Source organism: Streptomyces sp. NPDC088766, from assembly GCF_044750845.1.
Taxonomy (GTDB): domain Bacteria; phylum Actinomycetota; class Actinomycetes; order Streptomycetales; family Streptomycetaceae; genus Streptomyces.
This window is the reverse complement of record NZ_JBIVKQ010000034.1, coordinates 1-21,987: the sequence shown is the minus strand read 5'-3', so window position 1 is coordinate 21,987 and position 21,987 is coordinate 1. Positions and strand designations below refer to the sequence as shown.

Annotated in this window: 7 protein-coding genes; all 7 read left to right on the top strand. The window is 72.4% G+C overall.

Features of this window, described 5'->3' with window-relative positions:
• The first annotated feature begins 173 nt into the window (after nt 1-173).
• The gene (locus tag ACIP5W_RS32640) at nt 174-509 is read left to right on the top strand and encodes a hypothetical protein (protein WP_401481155.1); all 336 of its coding nucleotides are present in this window, start codon (nt 174-176) and stop codon (nt 507-509) included.
• A gap of 90 nt (nt 510-599) precedes the next feature.
• Nucleotides 600-908 (top strand): WXG100 family type VII secretion target, encoded by a 309-nt coding sequence (locus tag ACIP5W_RS32635; RefSeq protein ID WP_401481153.1) that lies wholly within the window; start codon nt 600-602, stop codon nt 906-908.
• A 261-nt stretch (nt 909-1,169) separates the two neighbouring features.
• Nucleotides 1,170-1,640, top strand: coding sequence for a type VII secretion system-associated protein (locus tag ACIP5W_RS32630; protein WP_401481151.1), 471 nt, complete (start codon nt 1,170-1,172; stop codon nt 1,638-1,640).
• Between the two features lie 127 nt (nt 1,641-1,767).
• Nucleotides 1,768-5,367 carry an AAWKG family protein gene (locus ACIP5W_RS32625; RefSeq protein ID WP_401481149.1) on the top strand — a complete coding sequence of 1,200 codons (3,600 nt, stop codon included), beginning with the start codon at nt 1,768-1,770 and terminating at the stop codon, nt 5,365-5,367.
• A 234-nt stretch (nt 5,368-5,601) separates the two neighbouring features.
• On the top strand, nt 5,602-6,057 hold the full coding sequence (locus ACIP5W_RS32620) for a YbaB/EbfC family nucleoid-associated protein (protein ID WP_401481147.1): 456 nt from the start codon (nt 5,602-5,604) through the stop codon (nt 6,055-6,057).
• 2 nt (nt 6,058-6,059) lie between these two features.
• Complete coding sequence (locus ACIP5W_RS32615) at nt 6,060-6,443, top strand: hypothetical protein (RefSeq protein ID WP_401481145.1); 384 nt, start codon at nt 6,060-6,062, stop codon at nt 6,441-6,443.
• Between the two features lie 81 nt (nt 6,444-6,524).
• A partial coding sequence (locus tag ACIP5W_RS32610) for a glycosyltransferase (protein WP_401481143.1) occupies nt 6,525-21,987 on the top strand: 15,463 nt, incomplete at its 3' end.

Sequence of the window (21,987 nt, the reverse complement as noted above, 5' to 3'; positions counted from 1 at the left end):
GCCAGGGGCGAGACGTGTTCATTTCCTCGAAACTCACGGACAACTTGCCCGACGGGTAAGCATTCTGACCGAACCTCAAATCTTCCCAACCCACGTTGCGCGGAACGCTCGGTTCTCTTTAGCCTCAGCGGACAACGGTGCGACGAGACGTGCTCGAACGAAGGGAACGCGACATGGCGGACAGCGCCGCGAGGAAAGCGGACTATGCCAAGGGCTTGGGCGGTGTCTCCTCCCTGGAGTCGGCCCGGTCCCAGGTCGAGAAGATCCAGAACAACGTCGCCGAGATCGCCGCGCGCTCGGGTGTCGGCGGCGACGAGGGCCAGGCCCTGCTGAAGCTGTTCCGCAGCTGGAACGCCGAGGCGCAGAAGGTCGTCATCCAGATCAGCAAGATGGTCGACGCCCTCCAGGAGAACGTGACCTCCGCCAACCGCCTGGCGAAGGAGAACCAGGACCTCACCGAGGTCCTCAACAGCAAGACCAGCCAGGGCGTCTTCGAAGCGCTGAGCTGACCCACCCCCCGTGCCGCACCGGCCCCCTCGGTGGGGCCGGACCACGAGAGCTTCCCGGGCCCGAGGCCCGGCCACCGAAGAGGAGACGTCATGGCCGACGGCATCATCGACCTGCAGTACGCCACGGTCCGGCATGCCATCGAGGAGTTGATGGGCCAGACCCAGCAGATCATCACCACCCTCAACAACCTGGAGGACGAGCTGAAGCCGCTCATCACCTCCTGGGAGGGCTCGGACCAGGAGATGTACCGCGGCGTCCAGGCGGAGTGGGACCAGGCCACCAAGAACATGGCCACGCTGCTCGGCGACAACGGTCAGCTGATCCAGATGATCCACGACAACCACTCCCGCGACGAGCGCACCAGCGCCGAGAACTGGGGAAGTGTGCGGGCCCGTTAGGGTCTTTCCTCCGGACTCCGTGAGCCCGGCGTGATCCGGACGGCGGGCCCCGCGGCCCCCGGTGCGGATCGGCCCGTCCCGGGGCCGCGGCGGAGGTCACGCCGTGGCCCCGGGACGATCGAACGAGAGGCCCGGGGCCGACCGGGATCCTCCCTCCGTCCGCGTCGGAGGGCGGCCCGGCGACCGGGCCCCGTCCGGCGGCAGACGCCGGACCTCCCCCTTCCTCGTCCCGTCCGGCACCAAGCGGCAGGAGAACGTCCCATGGCCGAGAAGGCCGATGTCACGCATTTCGACCTCAAGCAGATGGAGAACTTCCGCGACTTCGAGGTTGATCCGGTCTACAAGTCCGCGAAGAAGCGCCGCGAGGTGGGCGATGAGCAGGCCGGCATCCGACCGCTCGGCCATCTCCTCGACGGGCACACCACCGAGGGCAACCTCGACCAGAAGCAGCAGTTGCTGCGCATCGGCAGGATGGTCTCCGAGCCCCTCGTCTCGGGACCGAGCCTGATCGCGGACATCCGCACCGCGGCCGAGGCCATCGACAAGCTGCTCGGTGACCAGATGGAGCTCTTCAAGGAGCTGAAGCAGGCGCTCACCGAAACCATCGAGAAGGCCAACAAGACCAAGAACAAGAACCTGGACGCCATCGACGCGCAGACGCTGCTCCAGACCTTCGACGAGGTCGACGAACTCACCGCCGGCACCAGCGGCAAGACGACCGACGAAGACTGAACCCGTGCCGTGCGGGCCGGCGGGAGCCGTGCCGGCCGGCACACCCGCACGTACACCACCCGGCCGCACCCCCGCATGAGGAGACGGTGCGCCGGCCAGGACGACAACCGACCAGAAAGGGCGCCCGGTGGCCGATCGGTACGATCCCAAATCCGTCGCCAACGTCGACGAGTACGAAAAAGCAGGCGACCCGTCGAGCGACACCTGGGCCACCCTGGTCACCCACATCACCGGCTATCCGGTGCCGGACCGCAACACGATCTTCGACACACTCCGGTCCGACCACGGCGGCAAGCTCTTCCGGATGGACATCAAGGAACGCAGCCTCAGCCTGCTCGTCAAGGACTCCGGGTTCCTGACGAACAAGGGCGAGGACTACGACATCTGGTTCTTCGACAGCGGCAAGAAGCGGTCGATCATGCAGGCCAGGATCGTCTTCGAGGGCCGGGTGAAGGTCGATGACACGGTCATCTTCGCCGACCCCAACACCGACGACGTCAACAACGCGCAGGTCCGCGAGGGCAACGAGTTCGAGGACTACCACGGGGACAAGTTCAGCACCATCCCGCTCGCCCGGTACATGAACGGGCCGCGGGCGGCGCTCATCGCCCTGCTGAACGGCAGCACCAAGGACGCCCGGTTCAGCAACCTGGGCGTGCCCGAGGCCGACATGGTGGAACTGGACTCCTTCAACACCACCGGTGAGTCCTTCGACTACGCCGCGCAGTTCTTCAAGCACCACGCGGTGGTGCTGAAGGACTGGGAGGACCGGTTCGGCCGGGACGACGCGAGCTGGAAGGGCGAGGCCGCGGAGGTCTTCCGCAGCCTGCTGACGAAGATCCGCGAGAACTACGACAGTTACGTCGAGACGTTCAACTCCTCGCCCACCGCCGCCGACGGCACCACGACGAACGGCAGCACGGTGTACTCGCGTGCCCTCTCACTGGGCCGCAAGTACCTGGAGGACGCCGCCAGCGAGCTGCTGAAGGCGTGGCTGGACTGGGCCAAGTCCCCCTACTACGACCCGCACCGGGTGCTGCGCTACGTCCTGGACGACCTCGCCCAGTGGGTGGACACCAACAACGTCGCCAAGACGGACCTGAAGTCCACCACCACCCGCTACTCCTCCACCGTCAGCCACAGCCCGCAGGCCGGCTTCTCCCAGGTGCACCCGCAGTACGGCGACCTCAGCGACATCGCCAACTGGGCCAAGGTCGGCGACATGGCGGTCCAGATCTGGACCCGGGCCGCCGCCGACAAGCTGGGCAAGCCCGCCGCCAAGGTGCAGTCCGCCCTGAACAACCACTTCCTCGACCTCGGCGACGACTTCTCGGAGAACGTGCCCGAGCCGAAGTCGACCAGCACGGCCTCCCAGGAGTACGAGGAGCGGAAACTGGAGGAGGAGAAGGACGAGATCAACCGGCAGAACGAGGAGAACCGCAGGTACCAGGACGAGCTGCGCGAGGAGCAGAACCGGCAGCGCGAGGAGGACCGCAGGTACCAGGACGAGCTGCGCGAGGAGCAGAACCGGCAGCGCGAGGAGGACCGCAGGTACCAGGACGAGCTGCGCGAGGAACAGCGGCGCGAGCAGGAGGAGGCCAAGCGCCTCCAGGAGGATCTGCGCAACGAGCAGAACCAGCAGCGCGAGGAGGACCGCAGGTACCAGGACGAGCTGCGCGAGGAGCAGAAGCGCGAGCAGGAGGAGGCCAAGCGCGAGGCGGAGGAGCAGCGCAAGGCGGTGGAGGAGAGCCTCGGCGGCCTCAATGACCCGAACGCGCTCAACCAGCAGAACCTCGACAGCCTCGACGACCTGCTGAACGGGAACAACCTGACCACCGAGAGCGGGGGCGACCTCGGGACCGGCAACGGAACGGGCGGGGCGAACAACGCCGCCAACGACGCGGTCACCCAGAACCTCGGCGGACTCGGCGGCCTGAACAGTGGCGGCGTCTCCCTCAGGACCCCGACCGGCGGCAGCACCCGGTTCGACGACGGCAAACTCACCACCGACTTCCCGGACGGCAGCAAGACCAGTTTCGACCCCGACAGCGGGGTGCTCACGACGACCAACCCGGACGGTTCGACGACCACGACCGACCTGGGTGACGGCCTGAAGGTGACCAACCCGGACGGTTCGGTGACGTCGCTGGGCGACGACGGGAAGCTGACGACCACGTTCCCCGACGGCACCGTCCAGACGGTGGACCCGGCGACCGGCCAGACGGTCACCACCAAGCCCGACGGCACCACCACCACGACCGACCTGGGCAGCCTCGACGGTCTCAACAGCGGGCTGCGGGACGGCGTCCTCGACACCCCGACCGGCGGCAGCACCGAACTGACCAGCGGCGGTGACGTGATCACCGAGCTCCCGGACGGCAGCAGGACCAGTTTCGATCCCGACAGCGGGGTGCTCACGACGACCAACCCGGACGGTTCGACGACGACGACCGACCTGGGTGACGGTCTGAAGGTGACCAACCCGGACGGTTCGACGACGTCGCTGGGCGACGACGGGAAGCTGACGACCACGTTCCCCGACGGCACCGTCCAGACGGTGGACCCGGCGACCGGCCAGACGGTCACCACCAAGCCCGACGGCACCACCACCACCGAGAACCTCGGCAGCCTGGGCAACCTCAACGGGCAGAACAGTCTCGGGAATCTGGGCGACCTCGGCGACCTCGGCGACATCAACACCGACCTGCCCACCGAGTCGACCGGCGGCCTGGGCAACCTCGGGGACCTCAACGGCGGCGACCAGTCCGGCCTGGAGACCCCGACCGGCGGCCACACCGCGCTCGACGACGGCGACTTCACCACCACGTTCGCGGACGGCAGCAAGGCCACCTTCGACCCGGACACCGGGATGCTCACCACCACCCGCCCGGACGGCACCAGCACGGTCACCGACCTCACCCACGGCGCGAAGGTGACCAACCCGGACGGCTCCACCACCGTCCTCGACAACGGCCTGCTCGACACGACCTTCCCGGACGGCAGCAAGCAGAGCATCGACCCGGAGACCGGCGTCGTCACCGTCACCGACCCGCAGGGCAACACCAGGACGGTGGACCTGCACGACCTCGACCCGATCAGGAACATCGGCGACTCCGGCCTGTCGGACCTGCTCGACGGCCTCAACGGGACGGGCGGCGGCAGCGGCAGCGGTTCCACCACCCAGGACCTCTCTCTCGACGGACTGGGCCTGAACGGCGGCGCGGGCGTCTCCGCGGGCGTCGGCGGCGGCCTCTCCGGGGCGGGCTCCCTCTCCGGGGACGGCCTCGGCGGAACCGGAAGCGTCGCGCCCCTCTCGGGCGGTGCCGCCGACAGCGCGGCCACCCCGCTCACCGCGGCCGCCACCGCCGGTGCCCCCGGCGCTCCCGGTACACCCGGTACGCCGGGCATGCCGATGGGCGGCATGGGTGCGGGCGGTATGGGCGCCGGCGGCGACAAGGGCAACGGGGAGCGGGTGCGCGCCGTACTGGTCGACGCGGCGGAGGAGAGCGAGCGCCGCAACCGCCGGCGGCGCAACGCGTGGCACCGCCAGGAGGACAGCGACACCTTCCTGGCGCCGGCCTCCCGGGTGGCGACCACCGGCGGCGACTCCCCCGAGGAGGAGACGGAGCCGGGCCGCAGGGCCACCAGTTCCGCCGACTACCTGGAGGAGGACGCGGACGTGTGGGGCACCGAGGAGGGCGGCACCCCGGCCGTCATCGGCCGCTGACCGGCGTGGTGGAGCCGTACGGCCGCCGGGGCAGGACCGTGCGGTCGCCGGCCCGACCGGGTGCGACCGGGCGCGACCACCCGGGGGAGACGAATCCCACCCGGCCCCGGCTTCCCCAGCGGGGCCACCACCAGGCAAGATCAGCAAAGCAGTTGACGAACCGGTTCCCGGAACGCGCGACTTGACGGCAGACCAGGGAATCCGGGAGAACGACGAAGAAGGGGCGGAACGGGCGTGACGGAACCGCTGGAGAAGCGCCTGGAGAAGGCGATGGCCGAACTCCAGGCCGCCCAGGAGGCGGTGGCGCGCACCGAGCGCGAACTGCGGCAGGCGTCGTTCGCGGTGCTCTCCTCCGACCGTGCCGTCCGCGCCACCGTGGGCCCGCAGGGCGAGCTGACCGGGATCGAGTTCCTGGACAACAAGTACCGCGACATGTCCCCCCAGGAGCTGGCCGCCAGTGTCCTGGAGGCCGCGAGCGCGGCGCGCCTGAAGATGAACCGGCACGTGATGAAGGCGATGGCGCCCTTCACCGAGCCCAGCGCCCACGTGCCGGAACTGAAGGGCTTCGAGCTGGACTGGGAGCGCATCTTCGGCCCCGACGTGCTGCGGGAGGACGACGAGGACACGGCACGTGACGACCGGGCCACCCCCGCCTGGCGGGACGCCCTCGGCGACGACGGGGAGGACTGACCATGGGCGAGCGGTACTACGTCGACCCGCAGCGCATCGAGTCCCTGGCACGGCAGTTGGAGGAGATCGGCCAGCTGGCCAGGGACGTGACCGAGGAGTTCCTCGACGAACTGGCCCCCACGGTCAAGTGGCCTGGCACCTCGGGCGAGTTCGCCGAGAAGGCCAAGCCGCAGGAGCAGAAGGAGCGGCAGACCACCAAGGAGACCATGATGGCCATCCGTGACGCGCTGGTGGGCATCACCGACGCCACGGTCAGCCAGGTCCGGATGATGAAGGACACCCGCGACCGCAACCTCGAGGACATCGAGCGGAACAACAACCGCATCAACACCAACGGGCTCGACGGCGACGGCGACGGCGGTTCGTCCGGGCATGGCCGCCGCTGACCCGCGCTCCGCAGGCCGCTCCCGCACCACGCCGGGAGCGGCCGTTCCGGCCTGCCCGCACGACCTCCGGGACGGCCCCCGGTGAGCATCCAGCCGTCGCCCGAGGTCAACGCGATGATCTTCATCCTCACCGGGGAGAGGCTCATCGACGCCGACGAGGACCTCGCGTACGAGAGCCGCCGGCCCTACTCCGGTCTCGGCCGCAAGGTCGACCGGCTCTCCTCGCTGATCGACAAGTCGGTCCACGACATCGCCCAGTCCATGCCGGACGACCTGTCCAAGTCGTACGCCAGGGCGATGGGCATGCTCATCGACGACGGCGGCAAGAACTACCTGCGCGAGTTCGCCGGACAGCTCGACAAGATCGCCGAGGGCCGGCGCAAGACCTCCATGGACATCATGGAGTCCAAGTGGCAGGTCATCGCCGAGGTCATCCGGCTGCTCATCGAGATCGCCATCTACCTGGCGATGTCCTTCTTCACCGGCGGCGCCACGGCCAGCCAGATCATGATGGCCAAGCTGCGCAGCCGCTTCATGATCCTCACCACCCTCAGTCACCTGCTCCAGCGGCTGCACATCGCGCCCTCACTGACCGGGGCGTTCCAAGAGGCGCTCATGGCCTTCACGGTGCGGCTGGCGATGATGAGCTTCGCCCCCAACGGCCGCCGCCCCGACCGCTTCAACTGGAACGACATCCTCAAGTCCGCCGCGTTCGGCGCCGCGGCGGGGTTCCTCACCGGCATCTTCGACGACTTCGCGAGGAAGATCGTCAAGGGCTACGACAACAACTTCCTCAAGGACAACCCGGACCTGGGCTTCAAGAACAACCCGAACTTCCACCACACCCCGAAGCCCGAGTTCAAGAACGACGGCCCGGGCACCCGGCCGAATCCCGACCCCACCCCGAACCCCAACGGCCCCAACAACCGGCCCGACCCCGACCCGTACGGCGGCGGCCCCACCCCCGGCAGCAACGTACCGGTCACCTTCCGGAACAACCCGCTGTCGTTCCGCAACAACACCGAGCTGTGGCGGAACAACCAGATCCTGCGCCACAACGCCGACCGGCCGGGCGCGGTGGCCGGACACTACGGGCTCAAGGGCACGGCCGACTTCCTCGCCGCCGGCGCCGGCGAGGCCCTCGCGGAGATCCTGATCAAGGGCGCCTTCGACGGCGACTGGTCCACCAACTGGTCCACGTTCGTCGGCGCGGGCCTCAGCAGCCAGGTCGAGGCCACGCTCAGCGGCGGCGCCCTGAACACCGGCGCCGAACTGCGCCACGCCATCGACAAACTGCGCAACCAGCCGCCGCCCACCGTCTCCGGCGGCGGTGACGCCGACGGCACGCGGGACACCGACGGCCCCTCGCGCTCCGGCGACGCCGACGGCCCCTCCCGACCGGAGACCACCGGCACCGGCGGCACCGCACCAGCCCCGGACACCGGGCAGGTCGACGTCACCGGCGGCCAGCCGCCGCAGGCCTCGGGGAACCAGCCGCCGTACACCACGCCGGACCTCTCGTCGTACCCCCCGGCCCCGCTGCCCGTGACCGCCGCCGAGAACCAGCTGTGGCAGCAGGTCCACAACGGTCCCGCCGAGGTGCGCGAGCAGGCCCTGCGCGACCTCGCCGCCCTGCGCGGCTCCCAGGCACCCGGCAGTACCGAGATCGGCGTCCGTGACGGCCTGCACGGCAACCTGTCCCCGCGCCCCGAGATCCGGGTGGTGCCGGTCGGGAACAGCCCCGCCGCCGACATCGACACCGACACCGACGTGGTGCGCCGCGCCCTCGACGGCTTCGGCACCCCGGTCACGGTGGACGCGCCGGTCACCGCCCCGACGGGCGCCTCCGGCCAGGGGCCAGCGTCGACGACCGGCTCCCCGGCCGCCGACGCCGACCCCGGTACGGACAACCGGACCGGCGACATGCCGGAGCGGCAGGGTGTCGCGTTCGACGTGCCGGACGTGTCCGACGCGTCTGACGTGTCCGGTGCGTCCGACGCGTCCGGCGTGCCTGCCGGACCTGGTGTCTCCACCCCGCCCGGCACCAGCGCCAGCACGGGCACCGGTGTCAACACCGGCACGAGCACCGGTACCGGCACGAACAGCACCAACACCGGTACGAACAGCACCAACACCGGCACGGGCACCGGCACCCGGACGGGTGGAGTCCCCAACGCCGGGGGCACCTCGGCCACCACCGCCTCCTCCGACCCGTCACCCCGGACCACCGATGGCCGGGGAACCACGGCCGACCCGGACAGCGCGCAGGCCACGACGGACGACTCCCCCCGGACCTCCGAGTCGCCGCAGACCACCACCTCTCCGACGGTCACGTCCTCCACGCCGGTCGACAACCCGGCCGGCACCCCCGCCACTTCGGACACCGGCGACACCACCCTCGCCCCGGTCCCGGACACCACCGCCGTCGATCCGCCGCGGGTGACCACGACCGGTTCCTACACCGGCACGGACACCGACACCGCCGACGCGGACACCCGGAGCGACGCGGACGTCCGGAGTGACGCGGAGGCCGAGCCCGTCCAGGCTCCGCCGCTGACGGTCCTGGTCTCGCAGACGCCGCCACCCGCGGAGAGCTCACCCGAGGCGACCGCGTTGCTGGACGGCGCCGGCACCGACCACGCCGTCGTGCTCGGACCCGCGGTCACGCCGGACAACGGCGTACGCCCGGTCCGCACCGCCGTCGAACTGACCCGTGAAGGACCGGGAAGCCCGGTCCGGGTCCGCCCGCTCACCTCGGTACCGGACGGCGCCGCGGACACCGGCTTCCCCGGCTCGGACGTGCTGCTGCCGCTCGCGGACGCGCTCGGTACGGGACCGGCACCGCAGTCGCTCCCCGTCACCCAGAGCACCGCAACGGCCGACACCACCGACACCGACGTCACCGCCCCGCCCCCCAAGGTGCTCACGGAGACGACAGGTCCCGTCCACGGCGCCGACCCGCCGCACGCGAACGTCCCGGCGACACAGAGCACTCCGGCGACACAGAGCACCCCGGAAACACAGAACACCCCGGAAACACCGGGCACCCCGCACGAGGAAGAGGCGTTCGGGCTGAGCACCATGTCCGGTGCCGGCACCACCGTGGACACGGGCCCGAACCCCGCCCCGGTGCGGCAGGACGGCACCGTCGCACCGGAGGCCGAGGACAGGGCCGCCGTCCCGCAGCGCCGCAGGGTACTGGTGGTCTGCGACGAGAGCGGGCTGGGTCTCGGCGGTGTGCCCGTCTTCAACATGGAGCTGGTCAAGGGGCTCCACCACGACCACGACGTCACCCTGCTCACGGTCGACAACCACGCGGACTACGACCTCGAGAAGATGCAGGAGCAGCACGGCGGCGCGAGGATCATCAACGCGTCGGTCCCCGGTGTGGACGAAGGCCGCGACCGCCTCGACGTCCTGGCGAAGGGCTCACCGGACCAGTACGGACTGCCCGGCGAGGACGACGCGTTCGACATCATCATCGGACACTCCCGCTTCTCCGGTCCGGCCGCGCAGCAGATACGCGACTCCTGGTATCCCGGCGCCCGCGTGGTGCACTTCCTGCACACCAGTCCCGTACGGCTGGACAGGATCAAGCACCAGCCGGAGAAGGGCGCCAAGAAGGCCACCACCGAGCGCAGACTGATGCAGAAGGCCGACATGGTGGCCGGCGTGGGACCGCTGCTCGCCCAGGAGGCCGAACGCCTCTCGGAAGAGGTGCTGCGCATCCCCGCGCTGCACGGCTTCGTGCCGGGCACCGAGATCGGCACGCCGGTCGAGCCGTCGGCCTTCAACAAGTTCAAGTACTGGGCGCATCTGCCCAGAAAGCTCAAGCTGCTGCTGCCCGGACGGGCCACGGACGAGATCAAGGGCGTCGAGGCTGCCGTCCAGGCCATCGGCATGCTGCGCCGCCCCCGCTCCCGGGGCGGCTTCGGCCTCGACGTCCGCCTGACGATCCGTGGCGGACCGCACCCGGAGAAGAACCCGGAGGAGCACGCCCGCTGGACGTCGATCATCGAGGCCCAGGGCGAGGGCGGCGTCACCATGCTCCCGTTCAGCACGAACCCCGCCGATCTGGTGAACGACCGGGAGACCACGCACGCACTGATCATGCCGTCGCTGCACGAGGGCTTCGGGCTGGTCGCCACCGAGGCCGCGGGACGCAGCATCCCGATCCTGGTCAACGGGGAGAGCGGTGCGGCCGAGTTCCTGAAGACGGTGACCGAGCACGGCGCCGGGATGACCGTGGACGCCCCCTTCACCATCGACCCGGACACCGGAGGGGAGGTCGAGGGCGGCACCGACGCCCGGGCACAGGCCTGGGCCTCGGCCATCGCGGCCCTGCGCGGCAGGCTGCCGGACGCGCGCGGCGAGGCCGACCAGCTGTACAGCACCCTCAAGAGCTTCACCTGGCGCCACGCCGCGCAGGCGCTGGTCGAGGCGACGATGGCGACCGCGGACCCCGTGCCGGACCGGGCGCACCCCGAGCGGCATCCCTACCGCGGTGCGGTCACCCAGCAGGGGCCGGACGGCAGCGTGGAGAAGCTCAAGGACCGGTCGGACTGGCAGCCGCACGACTTCTGGGACGGCTCCACCCCGAAGCCCACCACCGGCCTGTGGACCCAGGCGGAGCAACTGGCCCGGCTGTCGGAGCTGGCAGGGGTCCTCGACCTCAGCGGAGTGCCCGCCTCGTCGCCCCCGCCGTCCGACCGCCGTCTCGCGCGCTCGCAGTCCGAGCTGGGACTGAGCACCGAAAGCGCGCCCGACCCTTCCGGCCCGCCGGCCGCCCCGAGCCGCTCGGTGATCGAGTCGGCCACCGACCTGCATCTGGAGTCGGGCGACCGCGACAGCGACGGAACCGTCGAGCCCGCCGACGGAACCGTCGAGCCCGCCCCCGGCCCCGGCCCCGGCCCCGGCCCCGGCGTCGGAGACGGCCTCGGGCAGAGCGTCGGGCAGGGCCCCGGCGTCGGCGACGGCGTCAGGCAGAGCTTCGGGCAGAACTCCGGAGACGGCCTAGGGCAGAACATCGAGCACGGCAGCGGGGACAGCGTCGGGCGCGGCAGCGGGCACGACCGCGCAGACGGTGGCGGACGCGGCCGCGGGGACGGCGGCACCCCGCCACCTCCTCCGCGCACCACGCCGGACGACTCCACGGCCGTCCCCACCACGGCGTCCCCGCCCCCGCCCGGGCGGATCGTCGTGCGGCCCGCGGACAGCGCCACGGCCGACCACGACAGCGGCCCGCAGCGCCCGGCGGACGAGCCGGCCGTCACGACACTGGACGGCCTCACCGTGCCGGTCTCCCAGTTGCGGCGGTGGATGCCGGACACGGCCGCGAAGCCCGAACCGGGCCGTGCCGTACAGACGTTGACCATCTCGCAGAGTCCGGCCGAGGACGGTACGGCGCACAGCGCGGCACGCCGCGCACTGCTGGGCCAGGACACCTTCCGCGGCGTGCGCACCACGTCCACGGCGCGAACCGGCACCTCCGACACGCCGGCCGGCACCTTCGACACCCCGCCCGTGTCCCCGACCGCACCCGCGTCCCCGGCTTCGCCCACGTCCCCGGCATCCGTCATCGCCCCGGACCCGACGGGCACGACCACCGAGGACCCGCCCGTCCGCCGTACCGTCTTCACCGGCCCGCCCGCTCCGCTGCCCGGCTCGGACACCGAGCAGGGCGCCGACTACTTCGTGGCGCACGCCACTTCCCGTACCGTCACCCTCGGTACCGAGGACGCGACGCACCCCACCGTCAAGGTCAGCGGTGTCCAGCTCGGCGAGGTGCTCAAGTCCTGGGCGCGGGACGATGACCAGGACCGGCCCCTCGTCCTGTTCTCCTGCGAGACCGGGCGGCAGCCGGAGATCGCGGGCCTGCCGGTCGCACAGCACGTGGCGAACCGCACCGGCCGGCCGGTGTACGCGCCGACCACCGAGGTGGGCACGGCCCGGGACGCGCAGGGAGACGTCCGGGCGGTGCTCACCGAGGGGAAGGACGGACCGGGGCGGTGGCGGCTGTTCACCCCGGAGCCCAGCGGTGCCGACCTGGACGCGCTGGCGCGCGCGGCCGGTCTGCACGACGGTCCGGCGCCGGCCGACGGCTTCGCGCTGACCCGTACCCTGCAGCAGATCCGTACCCTGCGTGACGTCCTCGGGCCGGACGCCGAACAGCGGCCGGAGAACCACGAACTGCTCGCCGGGCTCGCCTACGTGGACGGCCTGCGCTGGCGCAGCCCGGACACCGCGGCCCGCTACGGCGACGGCCGGATGACCCCGGACCTGCTGCGCCGGATGGTCCTCGACCGGCGCGCCGCGACGACCGGAGCCGGCACCGGTCCGGCGACGGCCGATGCCACGGCCGAGCAGGACACCGATGCCACGGCCGAGCAGGACACCGACCCCACGGTCGAGGAGTACACCGCATTCCTGCGCGCGGCAGCCGCCCTGCGAGCCACGGAAGACCCCCGCACCACGCTCGACGTCCTGCTGCCCCCGCCACTGCCCCCGCTCCCGCCGACCACCCTGGTCTCGCCGGAGGACGTACGCGGGCTCACCTACGCCAGATCCGCCGATGTCACCTGGTCGCTGTCCACCGCTCCGCTGCCGCTGTCGGAACTGGGCCTCAGCCCCGGGGACACCGCCGAACTCGCCCGCCGCCGACCCGACCTGGTGCCCGTGCCGGGCCGTCCGGAGACCCCCGCCGAGGACATGGCCCTGCTCAGCAAGGAGCGTGCGGGGGCCGGGTCGTCGGACATCGTGCGCGCGGACGGCAGGGCCTTCCGGCACCTGGTCACGCCGGGCGGCGGGAACTGCCTCTTCCGGTCGGTTCTCGACAGCGCGCGCAGCCGCGACATACCGCCCGCGTGGGCCGCGCTGAACATCGCCGGGCTGCGAGGACTCCTGCGCAACCGCATCGCCGGGACCGAGCTGGGCGACTCCTTCGACGAACTCATCGAAGACCCCGTGGCCACCGTGGTGGACGACCTGCGGATGCGCGCCCTGGCCGGGGTGGAGAATCCGGACACATGGTCCCGGATCGCCGACGAGTGGAACAGCATCGCGCAGGCGGTCGTCACCGACGGCGATGCGGACCGGTGGCGGCAGATCCTCCGGGACAGCGGCTATCCCGAGCTCGCTCAGGTGGCACCGACCCCCGCCGAGGCACGACGGCTCGGCGGGCGCAGGCTCCTCGCCACGGTCGCCGAGCGTCCCGGGCTGTGGTCCACCCCGTTCGGCGATTGGCTCCCGGACGTCCTGGCGATCACCCTCGACCTCGATCTGCGGATCGTCCGGCCCCACCCGACGGTCCAGAACAGCATCCTCGTCAACCAGCTCCACCCGGCCGGCACCGACGGCCCCCTGTACCTGGCCTTCAACGGCACCGACCACTACGACGCCCTGATCCCGGCCACGGCCCCGCTCACCCCCGGACCGGCCCCGGTCACCGCCACGACGTCCACGACCGCCCCGGACCCGACGTCCACCCCGGACCCGGCATCCACCACGGCACCGACGGCCCCGACGGCGCCGGATCCGGCGGCCACGTCGACCCCGGCCACCACCGCGGACGCGGACGGCTCCGGCCCCTTCGGGGAATGGCTGCGCAGCATGGCCGGGATCACGAACCTCGACGGCCCCGGCACCGGGACGCCCGACAAGGGCGACCCGGTACCGCTGGAGACCCAGCTCGACCGGTACCGCCCGGCACGCATCCTGACCGGACACGATGCCGCGGCCCCGGGTCCGGCCCCGCGCACCGTCACCTTCGAGGACGGCAGCCGACTGCCCGCCGTACTGATCAGCCCCGACGCCGATCCGGGCGCCGATCCGGGCGCCGGCCCCGACGCCGACCCCGGCGACGGCAGCCCCGGCGGCCGTACGGACGGCAGCCGGCGGACGCCGCAGAGCGGGCTCTTCACCGGCCCCGGCGTCCTCACCCTGCGCTCGCCCGAGGAGGTGGCCCGGCAGATCCTCGGACAGTTGCCGAAGAAGCTGCGCGACCAGTTCGACGAGGCGGAACTGCTGCGCCTGCTGACCGACCAGCCCGGCGCCTTCACCGCCCCGCGCGGCGCGCGCCTCGTGGGCCGGGAGAAGTCCGGGGTCGGCCACGAGATGACGGTCGAGGCCGTCCCGTACCACCGCTGGGAGCGCTTCTCCGACGTGAACGGCGCGACCGTGCGGCTGGACACCATGCGGCGCGGCCAGGCCGGTACGGGCGGCGGGCGCAGCGTGGGCTTCGGGCGCCGGATCGCCGCCGCGGTCAGCATGGGCCCGCCGCTCAGCTGGCTGGTGAAGATCGGCGTCTCGCTGGGCTGGACCCGCCGTACGGACTACACCCAGGGCACACAGGCGTACAACCAGAACGAGTACCGCGCCGTGGACGGTTCGCACCTCCACCTCGACGACGTCCACTACCGGGTGCGCGTGGAGCGGGTCACGGAGGCGCCGGCCACCGGCGACCGGGGTGCCCCGCCCGCTTCGTCCGCACCGGGCCCCCGCTGGCAGCGCCAGCAGGTGCTCACCACGCAGTTCGCCGTGCGGGACGGCCTGAGCTGGCGGCTGCCCGACGACCTCACCGTGTCCTTCAAGGGACCGCGCCGCGCGCCGCGGACGCTGACCTTCCCCGACGGGCTCGAGCCGCGCGCCACCACCATCGCCGGACTGCACCTCGTCGACCCCCCTGAGGACCTGGCGCTCGCCATCTCCGAAGCCCGGCCGGGCAGTTCGGCGCACCGTACGCTCGTCTCGTACGTCAGACCGGGACGGCTCCTCGCGCTGTTCGGGCGGCTCACCGGGCCGGTCAGCGGACCCGAGCTGACCCAGGGCAGCGGCCGGCACCCGCTGGGGCACCTGATCGTCGAACGGTCGATCCCGCACCGGGCCACCCTGGTGACCGAGTCGGTCAAGGCGGAGATCCGGGACCTGACCCAGACCACGTACCAGAACCAGCGCGGCCACGTCCGCGACACCCGTTTCGGCATCCAGATCACCGCCGGCCCGAACCACACCTACGTCGGCCCGGAGACGGACGTACGCCTCCAGGGCGGCCCGATGGTCCGCGCCGACTTCAGCACCGGCCGGGGCCACTACCTCGGCACGGACGCGGCCCGCAAGACCACCGGCCGCATCCGCAACCACCCGGTCGCGCTCTACCGGGTGGAGCGCACCCTGATGGTGCGCAAGGCGGGCGAGCCGGCGTCCGCCGCCCGCCCGGTCCGGGTCGTCAGCCTGGACTGGATGTCCACCCAGGACGCGCGCCGGCTCGCGGGCTGGGACAGCCGCACCCCCGGACAGGCGGGCCCCAACCCGGACGCCGAGCCGCCGGTGCCGTGGTACCTCACCCGGGAGGACCCGGTCCACCTGAGCGGCCAGGTCCGTGCCGAGGGCTTCCTGCCCGACCAACCGCAGCCACTGGTCCCCACCCAGGACCGGACCCCGGAACCGAGCCCGGCCCCGGCACCGACCCCTGAGCAGGGCCGGTCCCCGGAATCGAGCCGGAGCCAGGACCCGGCAGCGGATCAGAGCCAGGGCGAGACTCCGGCAGCGGAGCAGAACCAGAACCAGAACCAGGACCAGGACCAGGACCAGGACCAGAACCAGGACCAGGACCAGAACCAGGACCAGGGCCAGGGCCGGAGCGATGCCGGTCAGCAGGACCAGCAGCCCTCCACGCCGCAGAGCCCGCAGAGCGAACAGGGCCGGCAGGACCAACAGGACCAACAGGGCCGGCAGGACCAGCCCGGCCGACCCGCCGCCCCGCAGGACCCCATGCGCGTCTTCGCGGACACCGTCATCGACACCCTGCACCGCTCCTACCCGTCCCTGTTCGTCCCGCCGCTCATGCTGCGGCACCCGCGACTGGCCAAGTTCTGGTACGGCGACGGGCGGATGCGGACCGCACTGCACAACGACCGCCAGGTCCGCGAGGCGCTGAACCGGCCCACCCTGGCCCAGAGCCTGGACGACCTGACCACCACCGGCGTACCGGTCGCCCTCACCGAGGACGGCAAGGTGCGCCGCGGTCACCACACCCTGATCCTGCGGGCACGGCTCACCGACCGGCGGTTCGAGACCACCCTGACCGAACGCTCGCTGCGCAACGCGGTGATCGGAACCGAGGTTTCCGGCCAGGCGGAGCAGGCCTCCAGCACCTTGTCCGGCGGCGCCGAACTGGGCATCTCGCCGCGCGACCACGACAAGGTGCCGGGGGTCGACCTGCCCCGCCAGACCGGCAACGTGGCCCTCGGCGCCCGGTACGCCCACACCGAGCAGAAGGCCACCCGGGCCACGGTCGCAGTCACCCACGACCAGCTGACCTACCAGAACGGCGCCGACCTCTACAGCTACCGGGTGGAGCTGAGCGCCTCCTTCGAGGGGCACCGCCGTCCACGCGGCTGGGCCCGGCTCATGACGGTCGGTGTGCTCGGCGCGGGCTACTTCGTCAGCAAGAAGCAGGAACGCCCGCTGTTCGACCAGGGCACGGAGACCGTGGGCCGGGTGGAGCTGGCGGTACCCTCCGCGCACGCCTCCGAGCGCCACCCCCCGGACCCCGTCCCCGAGACGACGGCACCGGCGTCCGCGACCACCACGCCGACGCCCGTACCGCGGCCCTCCGCCACCGAGGCCGACCAGCTCCTCGACGGCACGAGCCCGCTGCCCGGACGGGACTCGGCCGACCAGCGGCTCACCGGGAGGCTGCTGAGCGCCCCGCACGTCGTCCTCAGCGTCGAGGGCGGACAGCGGCGCCAGCAGCTCGTGCAGACCGTCGCCGACGAGGCGTCGGGCGGGACCTGGCACGTCAGCGCACCGGGCGCCCCGGTGCGCACCGCCCTGCGCCGGGCGATGGCGAACCTCGGCGTGGCCGGGCAACTCGGCCAGTACCTGGGCCCGTTCGGCTCCCGCATCACCGGACTCAACGGGGCCGGACCGTTCCGCACCCACTACCTGAAGGCCGCGATCCGCGGCGAACTGCACAACCTGCGCGTCAAGAGCGACCCGAAGCCGTCCAGCTTCGAGGCCACCGTCGGCAACGAGCACCGCATCGCCGGCACGGAGAGCACCGTCTCGCGCGCCACCGTCGGCCTCCAGGGCGCCGACATGCCGCTCCAGCGGGTCGACGGCACCCAGGCGATGGTCGGCTCCTACGCGGCCGGCCTGCAGTACGCCTGGGGCTGGGGACGCAGTGCCGCGAAGACCCTCACTCCCGGACGCAACACCACCCTCACCTTCGCCGGGCGGGCGTACCTGGTGGTCGCCGACGCCACCGAGACCGTCGCGGTCCGCGACCGCTGGACGGCCGCGATCGGCATGGCGGGCACCCGAGCGGCGGCCCGGATCAGCTCCGTGGCCGGCCGCCTCTCCGCCCGCCTGGCCCGCGGCCTCGCCCCACGCCGGGCCGCCGCCGACGTCCAGCGCATCGACGGCGCCGTCATGTTCCACCTGCCGATGCAGGACGTCATCGAGGCCGGGCTCGCCCCGGACGGCATCGGCACCAGCACCCCGGACAACCTCGGCGGCGGCTACCTGCTGCCCGCCTTCCTGCAGGACCGCCGCTTCCCGAGCCACCCCAGCGGCCGGCTCGACGCAAGCCCGGCGGTGCCCCCGCTGATGCGGCAGCTCGAGGAGATCGGGGTGTCCTCGCACGACCGCGAGCAGGTCCTCCAGCGGCTCTCCCCGGACTTCCTCCGTGCCAACCTGCACGAGCTCACCACCGACGGGATGACCCTGCCGGTCCGCTACCGCACCTGGAGCAGCCCGACCCACCTGCCGGTCGGCGGCAGTCCCGCACAGGTCCGGTTCAAGCTGACCCCGGTCACCACCAAGGTGGAGCGGCTGCGCACCGGCTTCGAGCTGGAGGACTACCGCACCGTCGCGCGCGACGACGCCGACTCCACCTCCCAGGACCGCGGCGTCGACGCGACGGCGAGCGTCGGCCAGCGCACGACGGAGAGCGGCGTCCTCATGGCCAACCCCTCCCTGCAGGGCACCGCGGCCAAGCAGGGCTCGAGCACCCGGACCGAGACCAGCGGCCGCACCGCCATGCCGAACATGACGACCACCCAGACGCACGCCGAGATCGTCACCGATTACACGCTGACCGTGACCATGACGGACGCGACCGGTGAAACGCTCATACCCGACGCGCGGACCGACGTGGGCAGCCTCAGGGAGATCGTCCCGGCCAACCTGCTCACCCCGGCCGGCGACGGCGCCGACGGCACCCTCACCCATGGCGACGTCACCGAACCGGAGCGCGCGGTAAGGCTGCTGACGGCCGCTCAGGCCCGTCCGGAGCGCATCGCCGACTGGCGTGCCTCCGCCGCCGGCGACCCCTCCGGCCGCGCCGACGCCTCGGACGTCCTGCCCTTCGACGACCGGATCGGCTCCGGCATCCTCGCCGTGGACATCCGCGGCACCGCCAACGTGCACGACGCCCTGACCCTCGCCACCGCCCGTGCCGACGGCGTCGGCGACAAGGACCTCGGCACCCGGTACACCGGTGACCGGCTCACCGGGACCGTGCGCAAGGCCCGCCGGACCCCGCTCACCGGTCTCGGTACCATCCCCGCCCAGGCCCAGCAGGAGGCCACCGCGCAGACCGGCCTGACCGCGGCCTTCCGCGACGCACTGAGCGGGGACGGCTCACCGCTGCCCGTCCAGGCCTCCGCCCGCCTCCTCGGCCAGTTCCACACCGCCGACTCCCGCCTCTACGCGAAGATGCACCGCCGCGGCGCCCGGCTGCTCGCCGTGGAGAACAAGCCGCGCATGGAGGCCATGCAGCGGACGAAGACCTCCGACGCGCTGGAGTCCGGCATCACCGACAACGTCGAGGGCGCCGTGGGCACCGCCCCCTTGGCGAGCACCACCAAAGCGGGCATCGTCAACCCCGGCGTCACGGTCCCGATCGGCGGCGCGACCGACGGCACCGTGACCAAGGCCGCCGCGGACACCACCCTCGGCACCCACCTCAAGGTCGTCACCGACCGCAGCATGCTGTTCGCGCTGCCGGTGAGCTGGCTGGCCGTGTCCGAGGTGGACCACCGGCTCACCGACAGCCGCCCCCTGCACGCGCTCGGCAAGGCCAGGCGAGGTCCGCGCGCCGCCGAGGCCGAGACCACCGCCCTGGTCTGGCTGCGCGAGGACATCGCCCGTGACTACGGTCTCCTCGACGACACCACCTTCCCCGACGAGGTCGGCAAGGCCTGGGACGCCCAGGCCAAGGCGGTCGGCGACCTCGCCACGGCCGAGCAGCGCTACTACGACGCCCGGGCGCGGGCCCGGGAGACGTGGCTCGACCTGAGCGCCGAGCAGCAGGCCGCGCTCGGCGACGGCCACTCCGACCTGCCGCGGGAGATCGCCGAGTCGCCGGCCGTCGTCGCCTGGCAGGCCGCCCGCGAGGAGGTCAACCGGTGGCGGCAGCGCACCGACGCCGCCGCCGCGGACCACCACCGGCTGCACCTCGCCGCCTCCCGCCTCACCGCCCACCACCAGGGTTCCACCGCCGTCCCGGTACCGGACCTGCCGCAGGAGTACGCCCAGCCCGAATGGCGTTCCGAGGCACCGAAGCCGTACACGATCACCGACACCACCGGCACCACCGACAGCACCGGCACCGCCCCGCGCACCCTCACCTCCCCGGACGGCGCCACGGTGCGCGAGGTGCACGACATGCCGCACGACGGCGCCTCGTTCTTCCACGCGCTGATCGCCGTCGCCGAGGCCCGGGGCCGCCTGCCCCACCTGCTCGGCACCGACCTCGCCGAACAGTTCACCCGAGCCCTCGGCGATCCGGCGGTCACCGTCGAGGCCATCGACGCCGCCCGCCTCCGCCTCGCCTCGGCGCTGGGCGACGACGGCAACGAGGACCTGCTCGACGCCCTCGCCCTGGACGTCGCCGACACCTTCACCCAGGACGAAATCGACCAGGCCGGAGTGACGTTCACCCCGGCGCAGCAGGCCGAGTTCGACGCCTTCGGCCGTCTCCCGCTTACCTTCTGGCCGACCCCCGCACAGCGCAGAGCGCTGGCCACGGCCGCCCTGTCCCGCCCGTTCGCGGCCGAACCGCGCCAGGACGCCACACAGGAGGACCCGGACGGCGAACCGGCCCCGCCCGCGCGCCGGGCCGGCGACCACGGCGGCGCCGACCTGCTGCCCGCCCTCGCCGCCCGCGTCCTGGGCACCCCGCTCACCGTGGTCACCGGCGAAGGCCGCGAACAGGTCTTCCTCCCGCACGGCACCGACCCGGCCGCCGTCGACCCGGTCGACGACCCCGTCCTGTTCGCCGCCGACGGCTTCTTCCACGCCGCCCTCCCACCCGGCACCCCGGCCCCCGTCACCACCGCACTGCCGGCGCCGGCGGCCGAGACCGACTCCGGCACCCCGGCCACCGACAGCACACGCCCGACGAAGCCGCCGGCCCACCGCAGCCACACCACCCCGCCCTGGATGCCGCCCACCGACGCAGGCGGCCCGCGCTACCGCCTGGACCGCGACGGCGTCCTCACCGCGCCCGACGGCGCCACCTACACCCAGGACACGCCCACCGGCCGCGGCAACGGCTTCTTCGGCGCGCTCTCCGGGGCCCTGATTCACGCCGCGGACCAGCCCGGACGGTACGGCCCCGAGGTCGTACGGCTGCGCAGACTCGCCCTCGCGACGCCCGCCCAGCTGATGCGCCTGCACGGCCTCCCGGGCGACGCGGCGCAGCGCGACTCACTCTTCTCGCCTCCGCCCCTGGTGCCGCTGCGCAGCGGTGCCACGCCGAGCCCGGAAGCGCTGGAAGCGCACATGCGCCGCCACCTCACCCATGCCCCCTGGGGCCCCGACGCCGACCGTGCCGTCGCCCGGTGGGCCGCGGCCGCGACCGGCACCACCGTCACCCTGATCGAGGAGAACGGCACCGCACACACCTACCCCGGCCCGGCCGGCGGCAACAGCCCGCACATCCGGCTCCGCCGCCGCGGAGGCGACATCGTCCCCCTCATCCTCCGCACTCCGGCTCCCGAACCCACCCGAGCGCAAACGCAGGGGACGCCGGGGACGGCGGGGACACATGGGACGCAGGGGACGCCGGACACGCAAGAGACGTCTCCTGCCGGTACGACGAAGGTCGATGCGTCAACCGTGGAGGTGGCGCCGGAGTCCGGGACGCCCGTGGTGGAGGTGGCGCCGGAGTCCGGGACGCCCGTGGTTCCGGCGCCTGTCGAGGTGGCGGCCGTTGCTTCGCCGCCCGTCGACACGGCGACGGGCGATACCGGACTGTCAGCGCCGCCCGTCGAGCCACAGCGGTCCCTGCCCTCCCACGAGGATGCGGCCGCGGTTCCGCTGCCTCCATCGCCCAGGTCCCAGACCGCCGACGATGCAGCGGAGCCGTCCGGCGAGGAGGAAGCTCATGAACTGAGCACGCTTTCCGGAGCCGGCGAGGGCTCGGACATCCCCACGAACCCGGATGCGGTCCCGGTGCCTGTGGAGCCGGTGTTGCGGTCGTTCCGGATGGGGAATTTCGAGTTCACGAATCTCAATCAGACGGACCGGTATGTCGAGA